The organism is Exiguobacterium sp. A1_3_1, assembly GCF_048985645.1.
Lineage (GTDB): Bacteria > Bacillota > Bacilli > Exiguobacteriales > Exiguobacteriaceae > Exiguobacterium_A > Exiguobacterium_A indicum.
Genome location: NZ_WBYY01000058.1, coordinates 1 through 17,235, shown reverse-complemented (window position 1 = coordinate 17,235; position 17,235 = coordinate 1). Strand labels below are relative to the sequence as shown.

Below are 17,235 nucleotides of genomic sequence, written 5' to 3'. Positions count from 1 at the left end.
CGTGGGCTCGGAGATGTGTATAAGAGACAGGTCTTACACGATTCATGATACTGTCTTTGAACAAACTGTATATGAAAGACTAATGCGGACGATCAAACACAAGACATCGCGTTTTTCAGCGCTTCGGAGCCGTTATACGCCGTTACTTGTCGCCCATGTTCAATTGAATAGCACGGATCCCGATGTTCTCATCGAAGAGATCATCGTTGCGGAAAAGAAGATTAAACATCGCCTGATTCGTGATAAAGGGGTTCGTCCATTTTTTGCTCTCAACGAAGTATTGAATCGGCGTCAAGGAATCGATGCCTTTCCCTATATGGAACGGCTGCACGCGACACGACCTCATCTAAATGTAGCAAAGCAGTACGTCGTGACATCGACCTTGCTTGAACAGCAGCCATTACCAGAAGAATTTCTAGAGCGGGTCAATACATCGGAAGAGTGGCTCGCGCAATTCATGGAACGAACGAGTGAACGTGTCATTACGGCGCAAATCTTAGCGGCGCATCCAGATCCTTCAGCGCAACAGGAACGAATCATTGCGTGGCGGGAACTGTTAGAGCGGAGAGAGATCATCATCTGGGATCGTTTAATGCCAATTCTTGCGTTACTCCCTACAATGGAACGTGTCGACTGGATTTATGTGACCCGGATCGTCGACCGGGAGCGGGCACGGAATCGATTTTCAGACGAGGTCAACTGGTTGATTGCCTTTCATTTGTTGCTCGCTAAAACAGGTGTGACACGAGTTCAAGCCACGTTGTTATTGCTGGCTGCACTAGAGTTGACGAAAAAACCGTAAAACGAAAAACGAACGAGGAGTGGCGCGCGCCATTCCTCGTTCGTTTGGTTTAGTGACTTAATCGAACGTCGTAAACGTCGCATGTCGTTCGACCGGATACAGTTCCGTACCGGCGACAGCGTTCAAGATCAACTGGTTCCGCGAGACGGACATACCAAGATTATCCGCAGCCGGACCGTGTGATAATTCTAAATTAGCGGTTGCGTATAGATGGTGGGCTGTCTCGACCGAACGCACGATTTGGTAGTCGGCATCGACTTTCCAGGCATTCGGTGCTTCGAATACGATATCAAGTCGGTCGATGAAGCTCGGAAGGGATGGCGAAAAACCAGTTGCCGCAATGACGGCATCTGTTACGGACATACGTTCATCCTCAAGTTCTTGATGTTGCATCGCAATCGTGAACCGCTCATCGTACGTAATCTCTTTTACTTCAAGATTCGCGCGGATCGCGACCTGTCGTTGTTCCTCTTCCGTCAAATCATAGAGATGGGCGTAGATCGATTGCAGGGTCTCCGGACTGATACCGTTCTGAGAGCGGGCAAACTTCTTGACCGACTCTTGTCGTACTTCGAGTGGAAGTTGGTTGAAGTACGTGACGTAGCTCGGTGAAAAAATTTCTTCTCCGAGTTTGCCGGTCTCAAGTGTCTCAAACAGTGTCGAACGCGCAATCCACTCGAGTTCAGGACGCTCTGAAGCAGGCGTCGTCAAGAGATCAAGGAAAATCTCGGCGGCACTTTGACCGGAGCCGACGATGCTGATTTTGTTGCGCTGAAGTAAATTTGCCTTGTTCATGACATATTGCGTATTGTGGATGACGCGTTCGTCAAACGTATCCGGGATGGAGGGTTTTGAACCAGTGCCGATGACGACGTTTCGTGCTTCGAACGTTTCGCGTTTACCGGTCGAGATATCTTCGACGAGGACTTCAAAACTATCACCGGTGTCTTGCACGTCGATGACACGTGTCGAAAAGTGGAGATCTTCAAGTTGTGTTGCGACCCAACGTAAGTAATCGTTGTAACCTTGTCTTGAAATCAGAAGTTTTTCATAGAAGTAAAACGTGTGGAGACGGTGAATCGATCGTAAGTAATTGAGATAGGAAAACGAACTTGTCGGATCGGCGAGTGTGACGAGATCGGAGATGAAGCTCGTCTGCATCATCGAGTCCTGGATCATCATGCCGGGATGCCATGAAAATTGTTCGCTTTCGTCAAAAAATAACGTCTTTAAATCTGTCGGATGCGCAAGTGCGCTCAATCCTAAATTCATCGGACCAATGCCAATGCCGATTAAGTCATACATAGAAAAAGCCTCCCAATTCGATATTGTTCTAAAACAATACCCGAAAAGGAAGGCGGACGAAACGTCAGGCTGAAGCTTTACAGCTGGTCGGTCGTCGTTGTTTTGGTTTCGACCGTCATTGTTTTCCCATCACGGATGATCGTCAAGGAGAGCGGTCCATCTGATTTGATCAGTGCCGTTTTGATGTCAACGAATGCTTTGATTTCGGAGTCATTGATTTTCGTGATGACGTCACCTGTTTTCAGTTTAGCCGCAGCAGCTGGACTGTTCGGTTCGACTGACATGACGACGACACCTGTTTTTTGACTGTCTGGTAGTTTGACTTGATCTTTAAGATAACCGGCAGGGAACGCCGCAACGTCTTGTAAGGACACACCGAGCGTCGGATGCTCAACTTTACCGTTTGTTTCAAGCTGTTTGAGGATTGGTAATGCATCATCGATCGGGATACTGAAGCCGACGCCTTCAACACCAGACTCAGCGATTTTCATCGAGTTGATTCCGACGAGTTGTCCTTGTTCATTGATCAAGGCACCCCCTGAGTTACCAGGGTTGATTGCGGCATCCGTTTGAATGACTGTCGTATTGAAGTCGTCTTGTCCATCACTGTTCGTATCGACCGGTACGGTCCGGTCTTTCGAACTGACGATTCCGCGTGTGACGGAGTTTTGGAACTCACCGAGCGGGTTACCGATTGCAAGGACCGTTTGTCCGGCTTTTAAGTCCGCTGATTTCCCGAGTGTGATGACGCCCGGAACATCGCTTGCGTCCACTTCAAGCACAGCTAAGTCATAGGTTTCGTCGCTACCAAGCAACTTGGCTGAGAGCGTCTTGCCGTCATTCAACGTTACATCGAGTTTTGATGCCCCATCGACGACGTGATGGTTCGTAATGATGTATGCTTTACCGTCCTCTTTCTTATAGATGACACCGGACCCTGAACCAGCCGCTGCTTCTTGTTGCGACATCGAGTTGCCCGCTTGATAGTTCGTTACGGTCACGACAGATTTTTGAGCCGTAGCAACTGCGTTCGTCACCGGATCATTCGTCGTCGTTGAGACTTGTTTTGGCATACCATTTGATAGTGGGGTATCAGCGACCTGCTGTTCTTGATCGAGTAGGATCGGAAAGGCAACCGTAGCCGTCAAGACCGCGCCGATGATGCCTCCAGTCAATCCAGGTAAAAGTGCTTTCGTTTTTCCAGCCATAAGTCATCATTCCTCTCTGTATGATTTCTGATTTCATCATAGCAAATGAAACAACCTCTTCACTGATTACGGGAGACATTCCGAAATGACTCATCATTCCCCATAATTCGACGACAATTTCTAAAAGTTGAGATAATCAGGTCAGTTCGATACACTGAAGCTGTCTCGAACATATATTTCATTAACAGAAAGAGAGTGTGGAACATAATGCTATTGCGTCTAGTCTATGGAGCAGGATTGTTGTTTGCGGGAGTTGGTCATTTCCGTAATGAAAAAGGATTCGTCAGCATCATGCCGTCGTTTATTCCGTTCAAGCGCTTTTTCGTTCAAGTGACAGGTGTCATCGAAATCGCTTACGGTGTCATGTTGTTGACAGGAAAAGGGGTGCACCTCGTCCGTAAGACTCTTCCTGCCTTCTTATATGCAGTCTTACCCGCAAACGTCAACATGGCAGTCAATCCGAAGCCGATTAATGGAAAACGTCTTCCGTCTTGGTTGCTTTGGACACGGTTGCCGCTCCAATGGGGACTCGTCTCTCTTGCGAAACGCCTGAAATGAATCGGAACAAAAAGCCGCCAAATTGGCGGCTTTTATTGTTAAAAACGTTTGTTGACAGCAAGTAAGGAAGCTTTTGCAATCTCTTCGTAGGTAGAATCGTTCGGGTGGAACTGGTCACTCGATAAATCACGTTTGACGTCACGCACGAGATTGAACGTGTCGATGATCTCGACATCGTACTCGATACCGAGCGTCCGTGATTTTGCGTTCCAATCTTGGACGATGGCATCGAATGCTTCACCGTTTTCCGTCGCGCGGAAAGGATTATAGAGCCCGACGTAGAAGATGACAGCATCCGGATTTTGTTCTCGTAGGATACTGAACGTCTTTTTCAAGTTCGCTTGTGCCGTCGTGACGGTTTCGGCTGTCTTCTTCGCATTGAAGTTTGCGACGCCTTCACCACGATTGAATAAGTCATTTCCGCCAATCGTCACCGAGATGACTTTTGCTTGTTTGATTGAGCGTAAGACTTCTTTTTGTTCTAGTTGTTTCAGTAAATCTTCCGTCCGGGCACCACTGACGGCAAGATTCTGGAAGCGCTCGACAGTGTTATCTTTGACAAGATCGCGTCCGACGATTGCAGCGTAACTATTGCCGTTTGATGCTCCGACACCACGTGTCAAGGAATCACCAAGCGCGACGTACGTCCCGCCTTTTTTGACAGGCTCTTCCTTCGTAGGTGTCAAGACGGCACGTTTTGGTGGGTTGACGACGTCACTATAGGCACTGACGAAGCCGTATCCAAAGATTGCCGTCAAAACGAGTGAGACGGTTAAAAACAGGGGCCAGCGTAATCGCTTCATGAACGTTCCTCCTTCTAGGTTCTAACCTGATTGTAGCAAAAGTTGAAAGAATGTGCGGAAATGAAGTGTTCTGACAAGTCAAATGATTCATTATTCCGCTAGAATAGACAATAAGAGGTGAGAGACGTGAAACCAACAGTGAAATTAGAAGGTGTAACAAAGGTGATCGGAAAAAAGACGATCATTGATAATATCTCGTTTGAGATCCAACCAGGTGAAGTTTTTGGCTTCCTTGGACCGAACGGGGCAGGAAAAACGACGACGATCCGGATGCTCGTCGGCTTGATCAAACCGACGTCCGGTAAAATCACGGTCTGTGACTTCGACGTCCGCAAACAGTTCGTCCAAGCGATGGAGCGGATTGGCTCGATCGTTGAAAATCCAGAGTTGTATAAGTATTTAACGGGTCGCGAAAATCTACAAGTCTTTGCCCGGATGTTACCGAATGTCGATGAGGCTCGGATTCAGGAAGTCATCGATCTCGTCGATTTGACGGCGCGTGTTGATGATCAAGTCCGGACATACTCGCTCGGGATGCGGCAGCGTCTCGGCATCGCACAAGCATTGCTCGGACGACCAAGCGTCTTGATTCTCGACGAACCGACGAATGGTCTCGATCCGATGGGGATTCGGGATTTACGTCAATTCATCCGCCGGCTCGTCGAGGAAACGGGACTGTCGGTCCTCGTCTCGAGTCATATCTTGGCTGAGATCGAAATGCTTGCCGATCGAGTTGCAATCATGAGTTATGGCAAAATCGTTCAAGTCGGAACGGTCAAGGAACTGGTCGAGTCGCTCGCACCAGGCGTTGACTGGCGTGTCGATGATGCCTTTAAGGCGAATGAGATTTTATCAGCATCCGATTTAGTCCAAGTGTCCGAAGTCGTCGATGCGAATACGGTTCATACTTTGATGGATGCAAGCAAGACACCAGCGCTCAATAAGCAGCTGCTCGAAGCAGGGGTCGAAGTCTGGACGATTGAACGGAAGGTCCAAACGCTCGAAGATCTATTCATCACGTTAACGGGAGGCGATCACATTGCGTAATCCGAACATGATCGGTCTCGTACGAAATGAAGTGACGAAAATTGCTTCGAAACGTCGTTTTGCCGTCGTTGCGATCATTCTCGTCGTTCTTGTCTCGATGTTTACGTACGCACAGTACCGAGACATCCAAGAACAAATCAAAAAGCAGGGAACGCTCGATTGGCGGGTTGAGTTACAACAAGACATCGTCGACACGCAGAACCGTCTTGCTTCCAGCAGTATTCAAGATGAGTTCCGTCAGTTCCTGGAGTTTGACCTCAAACAAAATCAATACTATCTCGATAACGACATCAACCCGAACTATCCGGGAGCCCCGACGTTCATCCGGATCTTCTTCTCGCAAGGATTGACGCTGATCTTACCGCTGTTCATCATCGTCATCATGGCGGATATCGTCAGTGGGGAGCAAAATGATGGAACGATCAAGACGCTCCTGTCGCGACCAGTCCGGCGCTGGAAAATCCTGATGGCGAAATGGTTGACGGTGTTACTATATACGTCGATGTTGATGGCATTGACCGTTGCCGTCTGTTACGCGATATCCGGGATCGTCCTCGGCTATGACGGCTGGACCGCACCGATCTTGACCGGTTTCCAAGCCTCACCGAGCGGTACGTTCTCGACCGAGTTCGTGCATACGTTACCGATGTGGGAGTACCTCTTGATGGCAGTCGGTCTAGCGTGGATCGTCACAGCCGTTGTCGGAACGATCGCCTTGATGGTCTCTGTTCTCGTCAAAAACACAGCGACAGGGATCGGGATCATGATGGCAGTCTTGATTTCCGGTACGTTACTGACGACGCTTGGTTCAAGTTGGACGAGCTCGAAATATCTCGTCAACGTCAATTTCGGACTGATCAACTATCTCGATGGACAAGCACCACCAATCGAAGGAATGACGCTTCCGTTCTCACTTGCTGTCCTCGGTTGTTGGACGGTCGCGGCGCTAATCGTTGCGTTTTGGAACTTCACACAAAAAGATATGTATTAAGACGAACGGGTCCACCTATAGAGGGGGACCCGTTTTTCATGGATGAAGCGACAAACGATCGTATGTCTCGATTATTTTTTGATACTGAAGTTGTGTCGATAACGAAGCATCTACTATCAGAATCGGGGAAATCGACTGGTCCATCTGATACTGGTGTTCTGCGAACGTACCGATCATCGATGGATCCGTCGCCGTGTGATACGTCCGGCACCAGTCAAGGAATTCATTGGAGCCTGTAAAATCTGGGTATCGTGCTTTTTCGCGCGCGATGAGACGTTCCATCCGAACCGATTCGTCGAGCGACAGGAAGACAAGCAAGTCCCGATTGATGAAACCATCCGGATGCCAAGCGAAGACAGAGCCGGAGACGATGTAATCGTTGTAAGACATAAGATCTGCTTCATACATGGAAAATCGCTCGGAGACGTCTCGCTTTTCAGTGAACGTCGTATCTGTCCAAAGATAATGGTCGGTATCAATCCAGGGAATCTGTTCAGCTTGTCCGATGAAGGCGCCCAGTGTACTTTTTCCGGTACCTGATCCACCAATGATTTGAATACGCACGACAATCGGCTCCTTTCGAAATAATGTACCGGCACGCAGAACAGGCCCGGGCATGATGCCGGACCTGTCGCTTGGAAGAACGAATTCTCCCTATGTCGCCTCGTGCAAGCACAAGACATGGAATCGAGAGGCAGTGCCTCTAATAGGAAGCCGATGCAGGTCAGCCTCCGCGCTACGTACCAATCGTACTTTTATCATACTGATTCCAAGAATTGGTGTCAAACCTGCTCGAAAGGGTTTATATTCTGTGTAAACCGTCAAAAGAGAGAATAACGATGATTAGAGGAGGAACGACCATGGCAGATTGGGGCATCATGCTGACAGGCGTCGTCATTTGTGGGTGGTGCATCTTTAGTGCCATTTATGACGATTTCATCCGTCGCGTATAAGACGAGCAAGTGGAAGCCGTCCAGAATGGGCGGTTTTTTCATTGATTTTTTTAATCCGAGTAAGTGGCTGTGGTACACTCGAATCAGAATGAAAAGATAGAGAATGGGTGAAGAAAAATGAAGAAACAACCAGTCATCGTCATCGTCGGACCGACGGCAGTCGGAAAAACGAAGACGGGCATTGAACTAGCCAAACGATTAAACGGAGAAGTCTTATCGGGAGACTCCGTCCAAGTCTATCAAGGCATGGATATCGGATCAGCAAAAGTGACGACCGAAGAGATGGAAGGGGTGCCGCATCATCTGCTTGATCTTGTGACACCGGATGATGAGATGAGTGTAGCGCGTTTTCAGACGGTTGCCCGAGCGACGATCGATGAGATCGCAAGTCGGGGTAAGTTACCGATCATCGTCGGTGGAACAGGGCTTTATATCCGTTCGATTTTATATGATTACCAGTTCACTGAGCAGGCGGAAGATCCAGCCTTACGGGCTGAACTCGAAGCGTACGCGGCGACGCACGGTGCGAACGCGCTACATGATCAGTTGAAGGAACTTGAACCGGTGCGTGCCGAAGCGATTCATCCGAATAACATTCAGCGGGTCGTGCGGGCGATCGAGGTCGCGCGGACCGGTCAGACACAAACGACCGGTAGTAAGCCTGCACTTTACGAGAGTCTACTGTTCGTCCTACACATGGAAGACCGGGATCGCTTGTATGATCGGATCGATCAGCGGGTGGATTTGATGGTCAAAAGTGGGCTTCTTGAAGAAGTGGCGCGTCTGGATGCTGCCGGGTATCGACACACGAAGGCGCTACAAGCGATTGGTTATAAAGAGATGTTACCGGTCCTTGACGGGGCACCACTCGATCCTGCCGTCGATATGCTGAAACGGAACACGCGACGCTTCGCGAAACGTCAATTGACGTGGTTCCGTCACCAATTTGATGGCGTTTGGGTGGATATGGGAAAGTTTTCATTTGAAGAAACGTTCAAAATTATCTATGATAGAACTGTAGAGTTTCTGAAAGCGGTTAAATAAGAGTTGCCCGAAGACAGAAACAGATAAAAAGAGGGGGCACGGGGAATCATGAAAGCGACATACAACATTCAGGACGTTTTTTTAAATCAATTACGGAAAGATGCAGTCCCGACAACGGTTTTCTTAATCAGCGGGTATCAATTACGGGGGCTGATCAAGTCATTCGATAACTTCACGGTCATTTTGGAGTCGGAAGGCAAACAGCAGTTGATCTACAAGCACGCAATCTCGACGTTCGCACCAGCGCGCAACGTGACGTTATATGAGCAAGAAGAGACACAAGAAGTCTCTCGCTAAGTAAAAAAGACGACCGGGGGGTCGTCTTTTTTTGTTGACTTCATTATTTATACGCTGGCTGAGCAAGCGTACGAAGAACGTCGACAGGATATCGTTCTAAGTCAAGGATATCAAATCCGATAAATCCGGTATGATCGGATTCAGCGAAGTAGAACGTAACTCCTTGGAGGTGAGACGAACTTTTCGGAATCGTGTTTCGCAATCGGAGCGAGAAACGATCTGTATGTTCTGCGTATAAGAATGCTTGTGAATGGACGGCGCGGATCACGTTCGCTTCTTCATTGAAACATTCAATCCCGACGATGCGTCCCTCTTGATCAACGTCTACGTTGAGGAATTCATTTTCTTCTAGCTCTTCCGTTTCTTCAATCGCGGGAGTAAATGTTTCTGGGAAGAGATATAGATATCCCATTTCTGCTTCTTGATCATAAGTCATTCGAATCGTCATCTATGTCACATCCAAGCCTAATGATTTTTTTACAACAACGGTGTCAGTTCCTCGACCGCCTCTTCATAACGTCGGAGCGAGACATCCTTATAGAGGCATGTCTTCTGCAGACGTTCTTCCTTCGTCATCTCGTCCTGATACGTTTTTAAGATGAAACTGTTGCGTAACATCGACGGTGTCAAGACCCGTTTATTATCGGACCGTTCATTCAACTGACGCATCATCTTCGTGATCATGACGATCGACAGTTGCTTCGGTGCATTTTTGCTGTAAACCCAGCGGAACGTCATCCGAGCAAAGTCGAAGGCGACGAAAAAGGGGTCGGTGCTGTGATAACGGGGACGGACCGGTTCCGGAATCGTCTTCAAGTAACGCAACATGATGTCTTGATCTTCCCGCTCGAGATGGAGCAGGTAACGGTTACCAAGGCGATCGTGGACAGTCATCTCTTGCTGGGCGAAATTAAGGTCATGCATCTTCAAACCAATGATGTGATGAACACGTAGACCGTAGCGATAAAACAATCGAAGGATCAGTTCGTTTCGATCGATTAAAAACGGACGTGCCTTCAATTGATGTTCCGTCAAGCCGCGATCGGATTGATTCGTCCGGACCAATTGTTCATATTCCTTGAAGGAAGCGACGTGTTTTGCCGTCAATTCGTGCGTCGGTTGTGCGTATTCAATCAGCTTCGCCTTCGTTTGTCGAATCTGATAATTGACTTGATTGATGACGGTGACGATCCGGGCAACCGTTGCTTGCTGGTAGAGTTTCTCTTCGATCAAGTATTCATTGATGAACGTCTTCCACGTCTCGATCGAAATCGCCTTGAAATCGTCGATCGTCTCGAGTGGTTGGTCGACATCGGTCATGTAGCGATGGACTTCGATTAAATCATAGCGATAGCGGCGGACGGTCGAAAGTTGCCGTCCACTTGTCGTTAGATAAAACAAATAGCGTTCAATGAACTCTGGAAGCGTATACGACTGTTCGCGTGCCATGGTTTTCCTCCCCTTATCGTAATCTTTCTTCCATCATAAACCGAACGGATGTTTCCTGTCCAAAAAAGTTCAGACGAACCGGTGCCTGTGGTATGATAAAGGGCGCAGTACGTCTTTACTCGTGAAAGGAATGATATTATGTCAGAACGCGTCATCGTCGTTGGTTGCCAGCTCCCCGGTGTCCCGGACCATGTCTATGAAGAATCGGTCGCGGAGCTCGAAGCACTCGTCACGACTGCGCATGGTGTCGTCGTCGGTCGTCTGGATCAAAAACGACAAGCGATTGATCGCCGTACGTTCATCGGAAAAGGAAAGGTTGAAGAACTCGTTGCTTTAGCAGACGAACTTGAACCTGATTTAATCATATTCAATGCCGAGGTCACGCCCGGTCAGATGAAGAATATCCGGATCGCCTTGTCGGACCCGGAAGCCATCAAATTGATTGACCGGACGCAGTTGATCCTCGATATCTTCGCTGGCCGAGCCCAGTCACGCGAAGGGAAATTGCAGGTCGAACTGGCACAGATGAGTTATCTCTTACCACGTCTTGCCGGGCAGGGAACACAACTGTCACGTCTTGGTGGCGGAATCGGGACGCGTGGACCAGGTGAATCGAAACTCGAGACGGACCGCCGTCATATCCGGCGTCGGGTCGATGAGATCTCGAAACAACTCGAGACATCCGTCGCGCACCGTGCCCGTTACCGGGAACGTCGCAAAGAGAACCAAACATTCCAAATCGCGCTCGTCGGTTATACGAATGCCGGCAAATCAACGATCTTCAACCGGTTGACACAAGCCGACACATACGAGAAGGATGAGTTGTTCGCGACGCTTGATCCGTTGACACGTCAAGTCGATTTGCCGGAAGGTGGTCAAATCCTCCTGACGGATACGGTCGGTTTCATTCAAGATCTGCCGACGAAGTTGATCGCGGCGTTCCGTTCGACACTCGAGGAAGTGCTGGAAGCCGACTTGATCCTCCATGTCGTTGATGCGTCGAGTGAGCATTACTTGAATCAGATGCAGACGACGAACGATGTCCTCGATGAACTCGGTGCCGGTGACATTCCGCAACTGGAAGTCTACAACAAGAAGGATCAATTGAACCGCTTGTTCACAGGTGGAAAACTGCTGATTTCTGCGCTTGACCCGCAGGATATCGAGCGCTTGATCGAAGAGATCGAACGTTCGATCAGCGAAATCCTCGAGTATCTCGAGATTCGTATTCCAGTTGACGGATTTGCCCATTACAATCCGGCGAAGGAAGTCATGATGAATTTGAAGGAATCGTTCGAAGAAGATGGTTCCGTCATTCTAAAAGGTTACTTGCGTAAAGATACGCGTCTATACGCGACATTGAAACAATACGAGGTGTAAACATGTTTTCAGAATTAACCCATTACGAAACGCTCCGTCCGCTCATTGACCGGGCGGAGGAACAAATCGCCCCGTACGTTAAGAAAGCGCAAGAGGTCGCGGAATACAATCAATTCCGTGTCCTCGATGCGTTCCGACGTCACAAGGTCAGTGATTTTCACTTCATGCCGTCAACAGGTTACGGCTACAACGATGAAGGACGCGATACGCTCGAACGGATCTATGCCGATGTCTTCGGTGCGGAAGCCGGTCTTTGTCGTCCGCAAATCATTAGCGGAACCCATGCGATCGGTATCGCGTTGTTCGGTTTGTTATTGCCAGGAGACGAATTGCTATATATCACAGGAAAACCATACGACACGCTTGAAGAGATCGTCGGAATTCGTGGTGACGGACGCGGTTCATTAAAGGAACTGGGCGTCCAGTATGATGTCGTCGAGATGAAAAACGCCGAGACGATCGACGTACCGGCCGTTCTCGAACGGATCACACCGCAGACGAAGGTCGTCGGGATTCAGCGTTCAAAAGGGTATGCGACGCGACGTAGTCTGCCGGTCAACGAGATCGGAGAAGCGATCGCCACCATCAAAGCTGTCCATCCGCACGTACTGATCTTCGTCGATAACTGCTATGGTGAATTCGTCGAGACGATCGAACCGACGCACGTCGGGGCAGACTTGATGGCAGGGTCGTTGATTAAGAATCCGGGTGGTGGTCTTGCGAAGACCGGCGGTTATCTCGTCGGTCGAACGGACTTGATCGAACGGGCATCGTTCCGGATGACGACGCCAGGGATTGGCGCCGAAGCCGGTCCATCGTTATCCGCACTTCCGGATATGTACCAAGGTTTCTATATGGCACCACATACGGTTAGCCAAGCGTTGATGGGTGCGATGTTCACGTCGAGCATGCTCGGTCAGTTCGGCTTTGACACGGCACCGCACCATACGGCAGAACGGACGGATTTGATTCAATCGGTTTCGTTCCATGCGCCGGAGCCGATGATTGCCTTCTGTCAAGCGATTCAAGCTGCTTCACCCGTCAATGCACATGCGTTACCGATTCCGGATTATATGCCGGGCTATGCGGACGATGTCATCATGGCAGCAGGAACATTCGTACAAGGATCATCGATTGAGTTGTCAGCGGATGGTCCGATCCGTGCGCCCTATACCGCGTACGTCCAAGGTGGTTTGACGTATAGCCACGTTAAGATTGCCATCATCTCAGCCGTCAATCACTTGATGGAAAAACAATTAATTCCAGAAAAAAACGTTTAATACTAGAATATCTCGTGAAAAGACCTCTGAACGACTTCATGTAAAGTGATTAAAAAAGTTGTGTTAACTTTTCTTACATCGCTTGACAAGTTGCCTGACAGAGGTTTATTCTCATGGAGTAAGGAAAAAGGAGGAACCACATGGCAGACTCATCACGCCAGTCCAAGCCACTATTTCCCATCGGAGTCGTTCAAGAGTTGACCGCGTTATCTGCCCGCCAGATCCGATACTACGAAGAACAAGGACTGATCAAACCGGAGCGGACAGAGACGAAGCGTCGCCTCTATTCGTTCAACGATGTCGATCGCTTGTTGTCGATCAAGGAATACCTGGATCAGGGACTGAATATCGCAGGGATCAAATTGATTTTTGAAAACGATCTCGTCAAACGCGAACGCGTTGCGGAGAGCGTCGTCGAGACGCGTCCGGAACTATCTGACGGCGAATTGTATAAACTCCTGAAAAATGAATTGAAGGAAGCAGGACGACATGGAAAGACGTCGCTCATCCAAGGTGAGCTCGGGCGTTTCTTCAAGTAAGGACCTGTAACCATATAAAAACGAATCGGAGAGGGGATTTGTCACATGACACGTCGCAACATTACACGAGAAGACATTTTGAAAATCGCTAAAGCTGAGGATGTACGCTTCATTCGCTTACAGTTCACAGATATCCTCGGAACGATCAAGAACGTTGAGATTCCAGTAAGCCAATTGGAAAAAGCACTTGATAACAAAATGATGTTCGATGGTTCATCGATCGAAGGATTCGTCCGGATCGAAGAATCAGATATGTATCTCTTCCCAGACTTGAACACATGGGTCGTCTTCCCATGGACAGAAGATGGAACAGGGAAAGTTGCACGTTTAATCTGTGACATCCACAATCCGGATGGCACGCCGTTCGCAGGAGACCCACGTGGTCAGCTCAAACGGGTACTTAAAGAGATGGAAGAGCTCGGTTTCTCATCATTCAACGTTGGACCAGAGCCAGAATTCTTCCTCTTCAAGAAAGATGAAAAAGGTCGTCCGACACTTGAATTGAACGACCAAGGTGGATACTTCGACCTCGCACCAGTCGACCTCGGTGAAAACTGCCGTAAAGAGATCGTCATCGAGCTCGAGAACATGGGCTTTGAAATCGAAGCATCACACCACGAAGTTGCTCCAGGTCAACACGAAATCGACTTCAAATATGCGGATGCAATCACGACAGCGGATAACATCCAAACGTTCAAACTCGTCGTCAAGACGATTGCTGCGAAGCACAACTTGCACGCGACATTCATGCCAAAACCACTCTTCGGTGTCAACGGATCAGGCATGCACGCGAACATGTCGCTCTTCAAAGGCAACGAGAACGTCTTCTTCGATGAAGGCAACGAAGACATGCAATTGTCGGATGATGCACGTGCCTTCACGGCAGGTATCCTCAAACACGCTCGTGCGTTCACAGCGGTTTGTAACCCGACAGTCAACTCATACAAACGTCTTGTTCCTGGCTACGAAGCACCTTGCTACGTCGCATGGTCAGCGCGTAACCGTTCACCACTCGTCCGTGTTCCTGCAGCACGTGGACTCTCGACTCGGATCGAAGTTCGTTCAGTCGATCCAGCAGCGAACCCGTACCTTGCGCTTGCGACATTGCTCGCTTCAGGTCTTGACGGAATCAAGAACAACTTGAAAGCACCGGCTCCAATCGACCGTAACATCTACGTCATGGACAAACCGGAACGCGTTGCGAACGGAATTGATGATCTTCCATCAACACTCAGCCACGCACTCGAAGTCTTGAAAGCGGATGACGTCGTCATGCACGCTCTCGGCGATCACATCGCAGAGCACTTCGTTGAATTGAAAGAAATCGAATGGGATATGTTCCGGACGCAAGTCACGGAATGGGAACGCGATCAGTACATGGTCTTGTTCTAATCCAACTCAAGCACTTTCGGACTTCTGTCCGGAAGTGCTTTTTTCATGTCCTCGACAGGGATTGAGTCAAGGATGTGGAAAGATACAAGAGTACAAAGAAAGGGAGACGATACATCATGAAAAAAGGATATGAAGGCAAAGAGATCACGGTCTATTTTGATTCGGAAGTCTGCATTCACTCTGGTCATTGTGTACGAAGTCTACCAACTGTCTTTGATGTCAAGCGGCGTCCCTGGATTGAAGCGGACGGGGCACCAGTGGACGATGTCATGCGGGTCGTCGACGGTTGTCCGAGCGGCGCCTTATCTTACGAACGGAGGGAAGCAAATGGAGCTGAAACGAGCGGAACGTAAAATCGAAGCCCACCAGGAAGGGGAAGTGATTGGGGAAATCACTTACAGCGACACGAACAACGGCATGTGGATCATCGATCACACGTACGTCGATCCCGCGCACCGCAATCAACAGATCGGGGAACAACTCGTTGCCGAGATCGTCAACTGGGCACGGGAAGCAAACGTCAAGCTGTTACCGTTATGTCCGTTTGCGAAAAAAGAGTTTGAACATCGATCCGATTATCAGGACGTACAAGCAAATACGTGAACACAAAAATCTCCTCTAGTCTCTCAAGACCAGAGGAGATTTTTTCGAGTCATTGTTTATGATCCCTAACTTTCATTTTGCGAGAAACCATCATCGTACCGAAATAGGCGACGACGTACAGCACGACCAGCCCTTGTTTTAGCATATAAGGTAGATCCATTTGACTCGCGATTAGAAAAATGGCGCACAGCAATATCAAATAGGGTATAAACTGCTTATTTGGCATATCAGGACCTCCTTCACTATCCATTTATTTCTATTATAAGGATAACACAAGAGATACATCGAAATAGGCTAAAGATGAATGAGTTGCTTATAGATACAATCGTAGAAACGCCATCGTGACAACACCAGTCACGACCGTCCAGGATAAACTTTTACTGAAAATCGCGACCGCCATCGTCGGTAATGCGGCGAAGACATGAAGCGTCGAAACCGTCGGAAACGCCTCATCTTGAGCGATGAGGAGATTCTGAAAAAAGAGGGCACCAAGCAGGCAGACAGGAATGAACGAGAGCCATTCTGTTACGAGGCGCGGTAACGTTAGTCCATGAAGGACGAGAAACGGTAAGACGCGTGGAATCCAAGTGACGAGTCCACAAGCTAAAAAAAGAGCGATTAATTCCGGGCGGATTTCCATCGTGTGATCACGACTCCTATACTTGCACCACCGAGCGTCGCGCAAAGAACGGCGACTTCTGGAGAAAAGTAGCGCATGGTTATGTAAAGCAATAGTAAGACAATCAGTAGGAGGCAACTATTCACGGCAATACGGGAACGTTCCCCTTCAAACTGTAAGTATAATAAGCCGATGAACATCGCTGTCAGGGCAAAATCGAGACCGAAGCGCTCGGGATCAGGAAACCAGCTGCCGACAAGGGCGCCGAGAACGGTTGCGACGATCCAGCTGAGATACGCAGTCAGATTCAAGCCATGCATGAAAGACGGAGAGAGCTTCCCTTTTTGGGCAGTGTTCATCGCTACAGCGAACGACTCATCCGTTAGTAGCGTTCCGGTACCGAGGCGGTCGCGGAGGTGACGTGTCTCGACATGCGGAGCGAGCGTCAGACTCATTAACAAGTGCCTGAGATTGACGATGAACGTCGTCAGAATGATGGCAGAAGCAGGACTATTTAATAGTAAGAGACTCGTGATGATGAACTGAGCGGCGCCGGCATAGATGAAGACGGACATGAATCCGACTTCAAGAGGGGATAAGCCGGAGGCACGACCGACGATCCCAGCTGAAAAACCGATGCCGATATATCCGAGGACAGTGGGTAGACAGGCACGGACACCTGCTTGAAAGGCTGATGACATTCGATTCCTCCTCTTTTTTAAGAGCATAGCACTCATGCGGAATATCGTCACCAACTGGTCAATATTTTCATCATTTTTTTCGACATATTCGACTTGATTTGGTGGTAAAGAGTAAGTGGTACGGCAAAATCAGTTAGGTAAAGGAGCGTTTTTCATGCACAAATTAATGAAAGATTCAAACCGGTTCGTTTCAGACATGGTCGACGGACTCGTACTAGCTCACCCTGATTTGTATAAAAAGGTCGAAGGGGTCAATGTCGTCGC

The 17,235-nt window shown here is 48.9% G+C and carries 21 protein-coding genes; 12 read left to right on the top strand and 9 right to left on the bottom strand.

Features of this window, described 5'->3' with window-relative positions:
- The first annotated feature begins 1 nt into the window (after position 1).
- Positions 2-802: a hypothetical protein gene (locus tag F8N00_RS08140; protein ID WP_421018014.1), complete on the top strand. Its 801-nt coding sequence runs from the start codon at positions 2-4 to the stop codon at positions 800-802.
- Positions 803-859: 57 nt separating this feature from the next.
- On the opposite strand, the gene F8N00_RS08135 is transcribed toward F8N00_RS08140, so the two are convergent.
- Both F8N00_RS08135 and F8N00_RS08130 read right to left on the bottom strand, forming a co-directional pair.
- Positions 860-2,107, bottom strand: coding sequence for a lysine N(6)-hydroxylase/L-ornithine N(5)-oxygenase family protein (locus F8N00_RS08135; RefSeq protein WP_421018013.1), 1,248 nt, complete (start codon positions 2,105-2,107; stop codon positions 860-862).
- 77 nt (positions 2,108-2,184) lie between these two features.
- On the bottom strand, positions 2,185-3,315 hold the full coding sequence (locus F8N00_RS08130) for a S1C family serine protease (protein ID WP_023467745.1): 1,131 nt from the start codon (positions 3,313-3,315) through the stop codon (positions 2,185-2,187).
- A gap of 207 nt (positions 3,316-3,522) precedes the next feature.
- Between F8N00_RS08130 and F8N00_RS08125 the strand changes: the two genes are divergently transcribed.
- Entirely contained in the window at positions 3,523-3,873 is a 351-nt protein-coding gene (locus F8N00_RS08125; RefSeq protein ID WP_029341233.1) for a DoxX family protein, read from the top strand.
- Positions 3,874-3,911: 38 nt separating this feature from the next.
- Here F8N00_RS08125 and F8N00_RS08120 read toward each other — a convergent pair whose 3' ends face one another.
- A complete protein-coding gene (locus F8N00_RS08120; RefSeq protein WP_023467747.1) occupies positions 3,912-4,676 on the bottom strand; it encodes an SGNH/GDSL hydrolase family protein in 765 nt (254 codons plus the stop codon).
- A 126-nt stretch (positions 4,677-4,802) separates the two neighbouring features.
- On the opposite strand from F8N00_RS08120, the gene F8N00_RS08115 reads away from it, so the two are divergent.
- Together F8N00_RS08115 and F8N00_RS08110 are read left to right on the top strand one after the other, a co-directional pair.
- Positions 4,803-5,723: an ABC transporter ATP-binding protein gene (locus tag F8N00_RS08115; protein ID WP_023467748.1), complete on the top strand. Its 921-nt coding sequence runs from the start codon at positions 4,803-4,805 to the stop codon at positions 5,721-5,723.
- Positions 5,716-6,714, top strand: a complete 999-nt coding sequence (locus F8N00_RS08110; protein WP_023467749.1) for an ABC transporter permease — start codon at positions 5,716-5,718, stop codon at positions 6,712-6,714. The genes F8N00_RS08115 and F8N00_RS08110 overlap by 8 nt, the downstream gene beginning before the upstream one ends.
- Before the next feature lie 36 nt (positions 6,715-6,750).
- Here the strand turns inward: F8N00_RS08110 and F8N00_RS08105 are convergent, their stop codons facing one another.
- Positions 6,751-7,278, bottom strand: coding sequence for a hypothetical protein (locus tag F8N00_RS08105; protein ID WP_023467750.1), 528 nt, complete (start codon positions 7,276-7,278; stop codon positions 6,751-6,753).
- Positions 7,279-7,784: 506 nt separating this feature from the next.
- Between F8N00_RS08105 and miaA the strand changes: the two genes are divergently transcribed.
- Both miaA and hfq read left to right on the top strand, forming a co-directional pair.
- On the top strand, positions 7,785-8,711 hold the full coding sequence (gene miaA, locus F8N00_RS08100) for a tRNA (adenosine(37)-N6)-dimethylallyltransferase MiaA (protein ID WP_421018012.1): 927 nt from the start codon (positions 7,785-7,787) through the stop codon (positions 8,709-8,711).
- Between the two features lie 48 nt (positions 8,712-8,759).
- Positions 8,760-9,008 carry an RNA chaperone Hfq gene (gene hfq, locus F8N00_RS08095; protein ID WP_023467753.1) on the top strand — a complete coding sequence of 83 codons (249 nt, stop codon included), beginning with the start codon at positions 8,760-8,762 and terminating at the stop codon, positions 9,006-9,008.
- Between the two features lie 43 nt (positions 9,009-9,051).
- Here the strand turns inward: hfq and F8N00_RS08090 are convergent, their stop codons facing one another.
- Both F8N00_RS08090 and F8N00_RS08085 read right to left on the bottom strand, forming a co-directional pair.
- The gene (locus F8N00_RS08090) at positions 9,052-9,456 is read right to left on the bottom strand and encodes a DUF2283 domain-containing protein (RefSeq protein WP_421018011.1); all 405 of its coding nucleotides are present in this window, start codon (positions 9,454-9,456) and stop codon (positions 9,052-9,054) included.
- 29 nt (positions 9,457-9,485) lie between these two features.
- Positions 9,486-10,457, bottom strand: a complete 972-nt coding sequence (locus F8N00_RS08085) for a tyrosine-type recombinase/integrase (protein WP_023467755.1) — start codon at positions 10,455-10,457, stop codon at positions 9,486-9,488.
- A 138-nt stretch (positions 10,458-10,595) separates the two neighbouring features.
- Here F8N00_RS08085 and hflX point away from each other — a divergent pair, with 138 nt between their 5' ends.
- The 6 genes from hflX (at position 10,596) to F8N00_RS08055 (ending at position 15,651) form a co-directional block, all read left to right on the top strand.
- Positions 10,596-11,837 carry a GTPase HflX gene (gene hflX / locus F8N00_RS08080; protein WP_034785946.1) on the top strand — a complete coding sequence of 414 codons (1,242 nt, stop codon included), beginning with the start codon at positions 10,596-10,598 and terminating at the stop codon, positions 11,835-11,837.
- 2 nt (positions 11,838-11,839) lie between these two features.
- Entirely contained in the window at positions 11,840-13,117 is a 1,278-nt protein-coding gene (locus F8N00_RS08075; RefSeq protein WP_029341241.1) for an aminotransferase class I/II-fold pyridoxal phosphate-dependent enzyme, read from the top strand.
- A 140-nt stretch (positions 13,118-13,257) separates the two neighbouring features.
- Positions 13,258-13,656 (top strand): MerR family transcriptional regulator, encoded by a 399-nt coding sequence (locus F8N00_RS08070; protein WP_023467758.1) that lies wholly within the window; start codon positions 13,258-13,260, stop codon positions 13,654-13,656.
- Positions 13,657-13,701: 45 nt separating this feature from the next.
- The gene (gene glnA / locus F8N00_RS08065; RefSeq protein WP_023467759.1) at positions 13,702-15,048 is read left to right on the top strand and encodes a type I glutamate--ammonia ligase; all 1,347 of its coding nucleotides are present in this window, start codon (positions 13,702-13,704) and stop codon (positions 15,046-15,048) included.
- A gap of 116 nt (positions 15,049-15,164) precedes the next feature.
- Entirely contained in the window at positions 15,165-15,401 is a 237-nt protein-coding gene (locus tag F8N00_RS08060) for a (4Fe-4S)-binding protein (RefSeq protein WP_041255043.1), read from the top strand.
- Positions 15,376-15,651: a GNAT family N-acetyltransferase gene (locus F8N00_RS08055; RefSeq protein ID WP_058265196.1), complete on the top strand. Its 276-nt coding sequence runs from the start codon at positions 15,376-15,378 to the stop codon at positions 15,649-15,651. Before F8N00_RS08060 ends, F8N00_RS08055 begins: the two co-directional genes overlap by 26 nt.
- 49 nt (positions 15,652-15,700) lie before the next feature.
- Here F8N00_RS08055 and F8N00_RS08050 read toward each other — a convergent pair whose 3' ends face one another.
- From F8N00_RS08050 to F8N00_RS08040, 3 genes are all read right to left on the bottom strand, one after another.
- Positions 15,701-15,877, bottom strand: coding sequence for a hypothetical protein (locus tag F8N00_RS08050; protein ID WP_421018010.1), 177 nt, complete (start codon positions 15,875-15,877; stop codon positions 15,701-15,703).
- Positions 15,878-15,964: 87 nt separating this feature from the next.
- Positions 15,965-16,291, bottom strand: a complete 327-nt coding sequence (locus tag F8N00_RS08045) for an AzlD domain-containing protein (protein WP_023467761.1) — start codon at positions 16,289-16,291, stop codon at positions 15,965-15,967.
- Positions 16,270-16,971, bottom strand: coding sequence for an AzlC family ABC transporter permease (locus F8N00_RS08040; RefSeq protein WP_421018009.1), 702 nt, complete (start codon positions 16,969-16,971; stop codon positions 16,270-16,272). Before F8N00_RS08040 ends, F8N00_RS08045 begins: the two co-directional genes overlap by 22 nt.
- Positions 16,972-17,235 lie beyond the last annotated feature (264 nt).

Excerpts from the sequence above, each read along its gene's own strand:
- F8N00_RS08045 (WP_023467761.1), bottom strand. The coding sequence starts at position 16,291 with ATGGAAATCCGCCCGGAATTAATCGCTCTTTTTTTAGCTTGTGGACTC.
- glnA (WP_023467759.1), top strand. The coding sequence starts at position 13,702 with ATGACACGTCGCAACATTACACGAGAAGACATTTTGAAAATCGCTAAA.
- miaA (WP_421018012.1), top strand. The coding sequence starts at position 7,785 with ATGAAGAAACAACCAGTCATCGTCATCGTCGGACCGACGGCAGTCGGA.
- F8N00_RS08090 (WP_421018011.1), bottom strand. The coding sequence starts at position 9,456 with ATGACGATTCGAATGACTTATGATCAAGAAGCAGAAATGGGATATCTA.
- F8N00_RS08050 (WP_421018010.1), bottom strand. The coding sequence starts at position 15,877 with ATGCCAAATAAGCAGTTTATACCCTATTTGATATTGCTGTGCGCCATT.
- F8N00_RS08070 (WP_023467758.1), top strand. The coding sequence starts at position 13,258 with ATGGCAGACTCATCACGCCAGTCCAAGCCACTATTTCCCATCGGAGTC.
- F8N00_RS08085 (WP_023467755.1), bottom strand. The coding sequence starts at position 10,457 with ATGGCACGCGAACAGTCGTATACGCTTCCAGAGTTCATTGAACGCTAT.
- F8N00_RS08055 (WP_058265196.1), top strand. The coding sequence starts at position 15,376 with ATGGAGCTGAAACGAGCGGAACGTAAAATCGAAGCCCACCAGGAAGGG.
- F8N00_RS08135 (WP_421018013.1), bottom strand. The coding sequence starts at position 2,107 with ATGTATGACTTAATCGGCATTGGCATTGGTCCGATGAATTTAGGATTG.
- F8N00_RS08125 (WP_029341233.1), top strand. The coding sequence starts at position 3,523 with ATGCTATTGCGTCTAGTCTATGGAGCAGGATTGTTGTTTGCGGGAGTT.
- F8N00_RS08120 (WP_023467747.1), bottom strand. The coding sequence starts at position 4,676 with ATGAAGCGATTACGCTGGCCCCTGTTTTTAACCGTCTCACTCGTTTTG.
- hfq (WP_023467753.1), top strand. The coding sequence starts at position 8,760 with ATGAAAGCGACATACAACATTCAGGACGTTTTTTTAAATCAATTACGG.
- F8N00_RS08075 (WP_029341241.1), top strand. The coding sequence starts at position 11,840 with ATGTTTTCAGAATTAACCCATTACGAAACGCTCCGTCCGCTCATTGAC.
- hflX (WP_034785946.1), top strand. The coding sequence starts at position 10,596 with ATGTCAGAACGCGTCATCGTCGTTGGTTGCCAGCTCCCCGGTGTCCCG.
- F8N00_RS08060 (WP_041255043.1), top strand. The coding sequence starts at position 15,165 with ATGAAAAAAGGATATGAAGGCAAAGAGATCACGGTCTATTTTGATTCG.
- F8N00_RS08130 (WP_023467745.1), bottom strand. The coding sequence starts at position 3,315 with ATGGCTGGAAAAACGAAAGCACTTTTACCTGGATTGACTGGAGGCATC.
- F8N00_RS08040 (WP_421018009.1), bottom strand. The coding sequence starts at position 16,971 with ATGTCATCAGCCTTTCAAGCAGGTGTCCGTGCCTGTCTACCCACTGTC.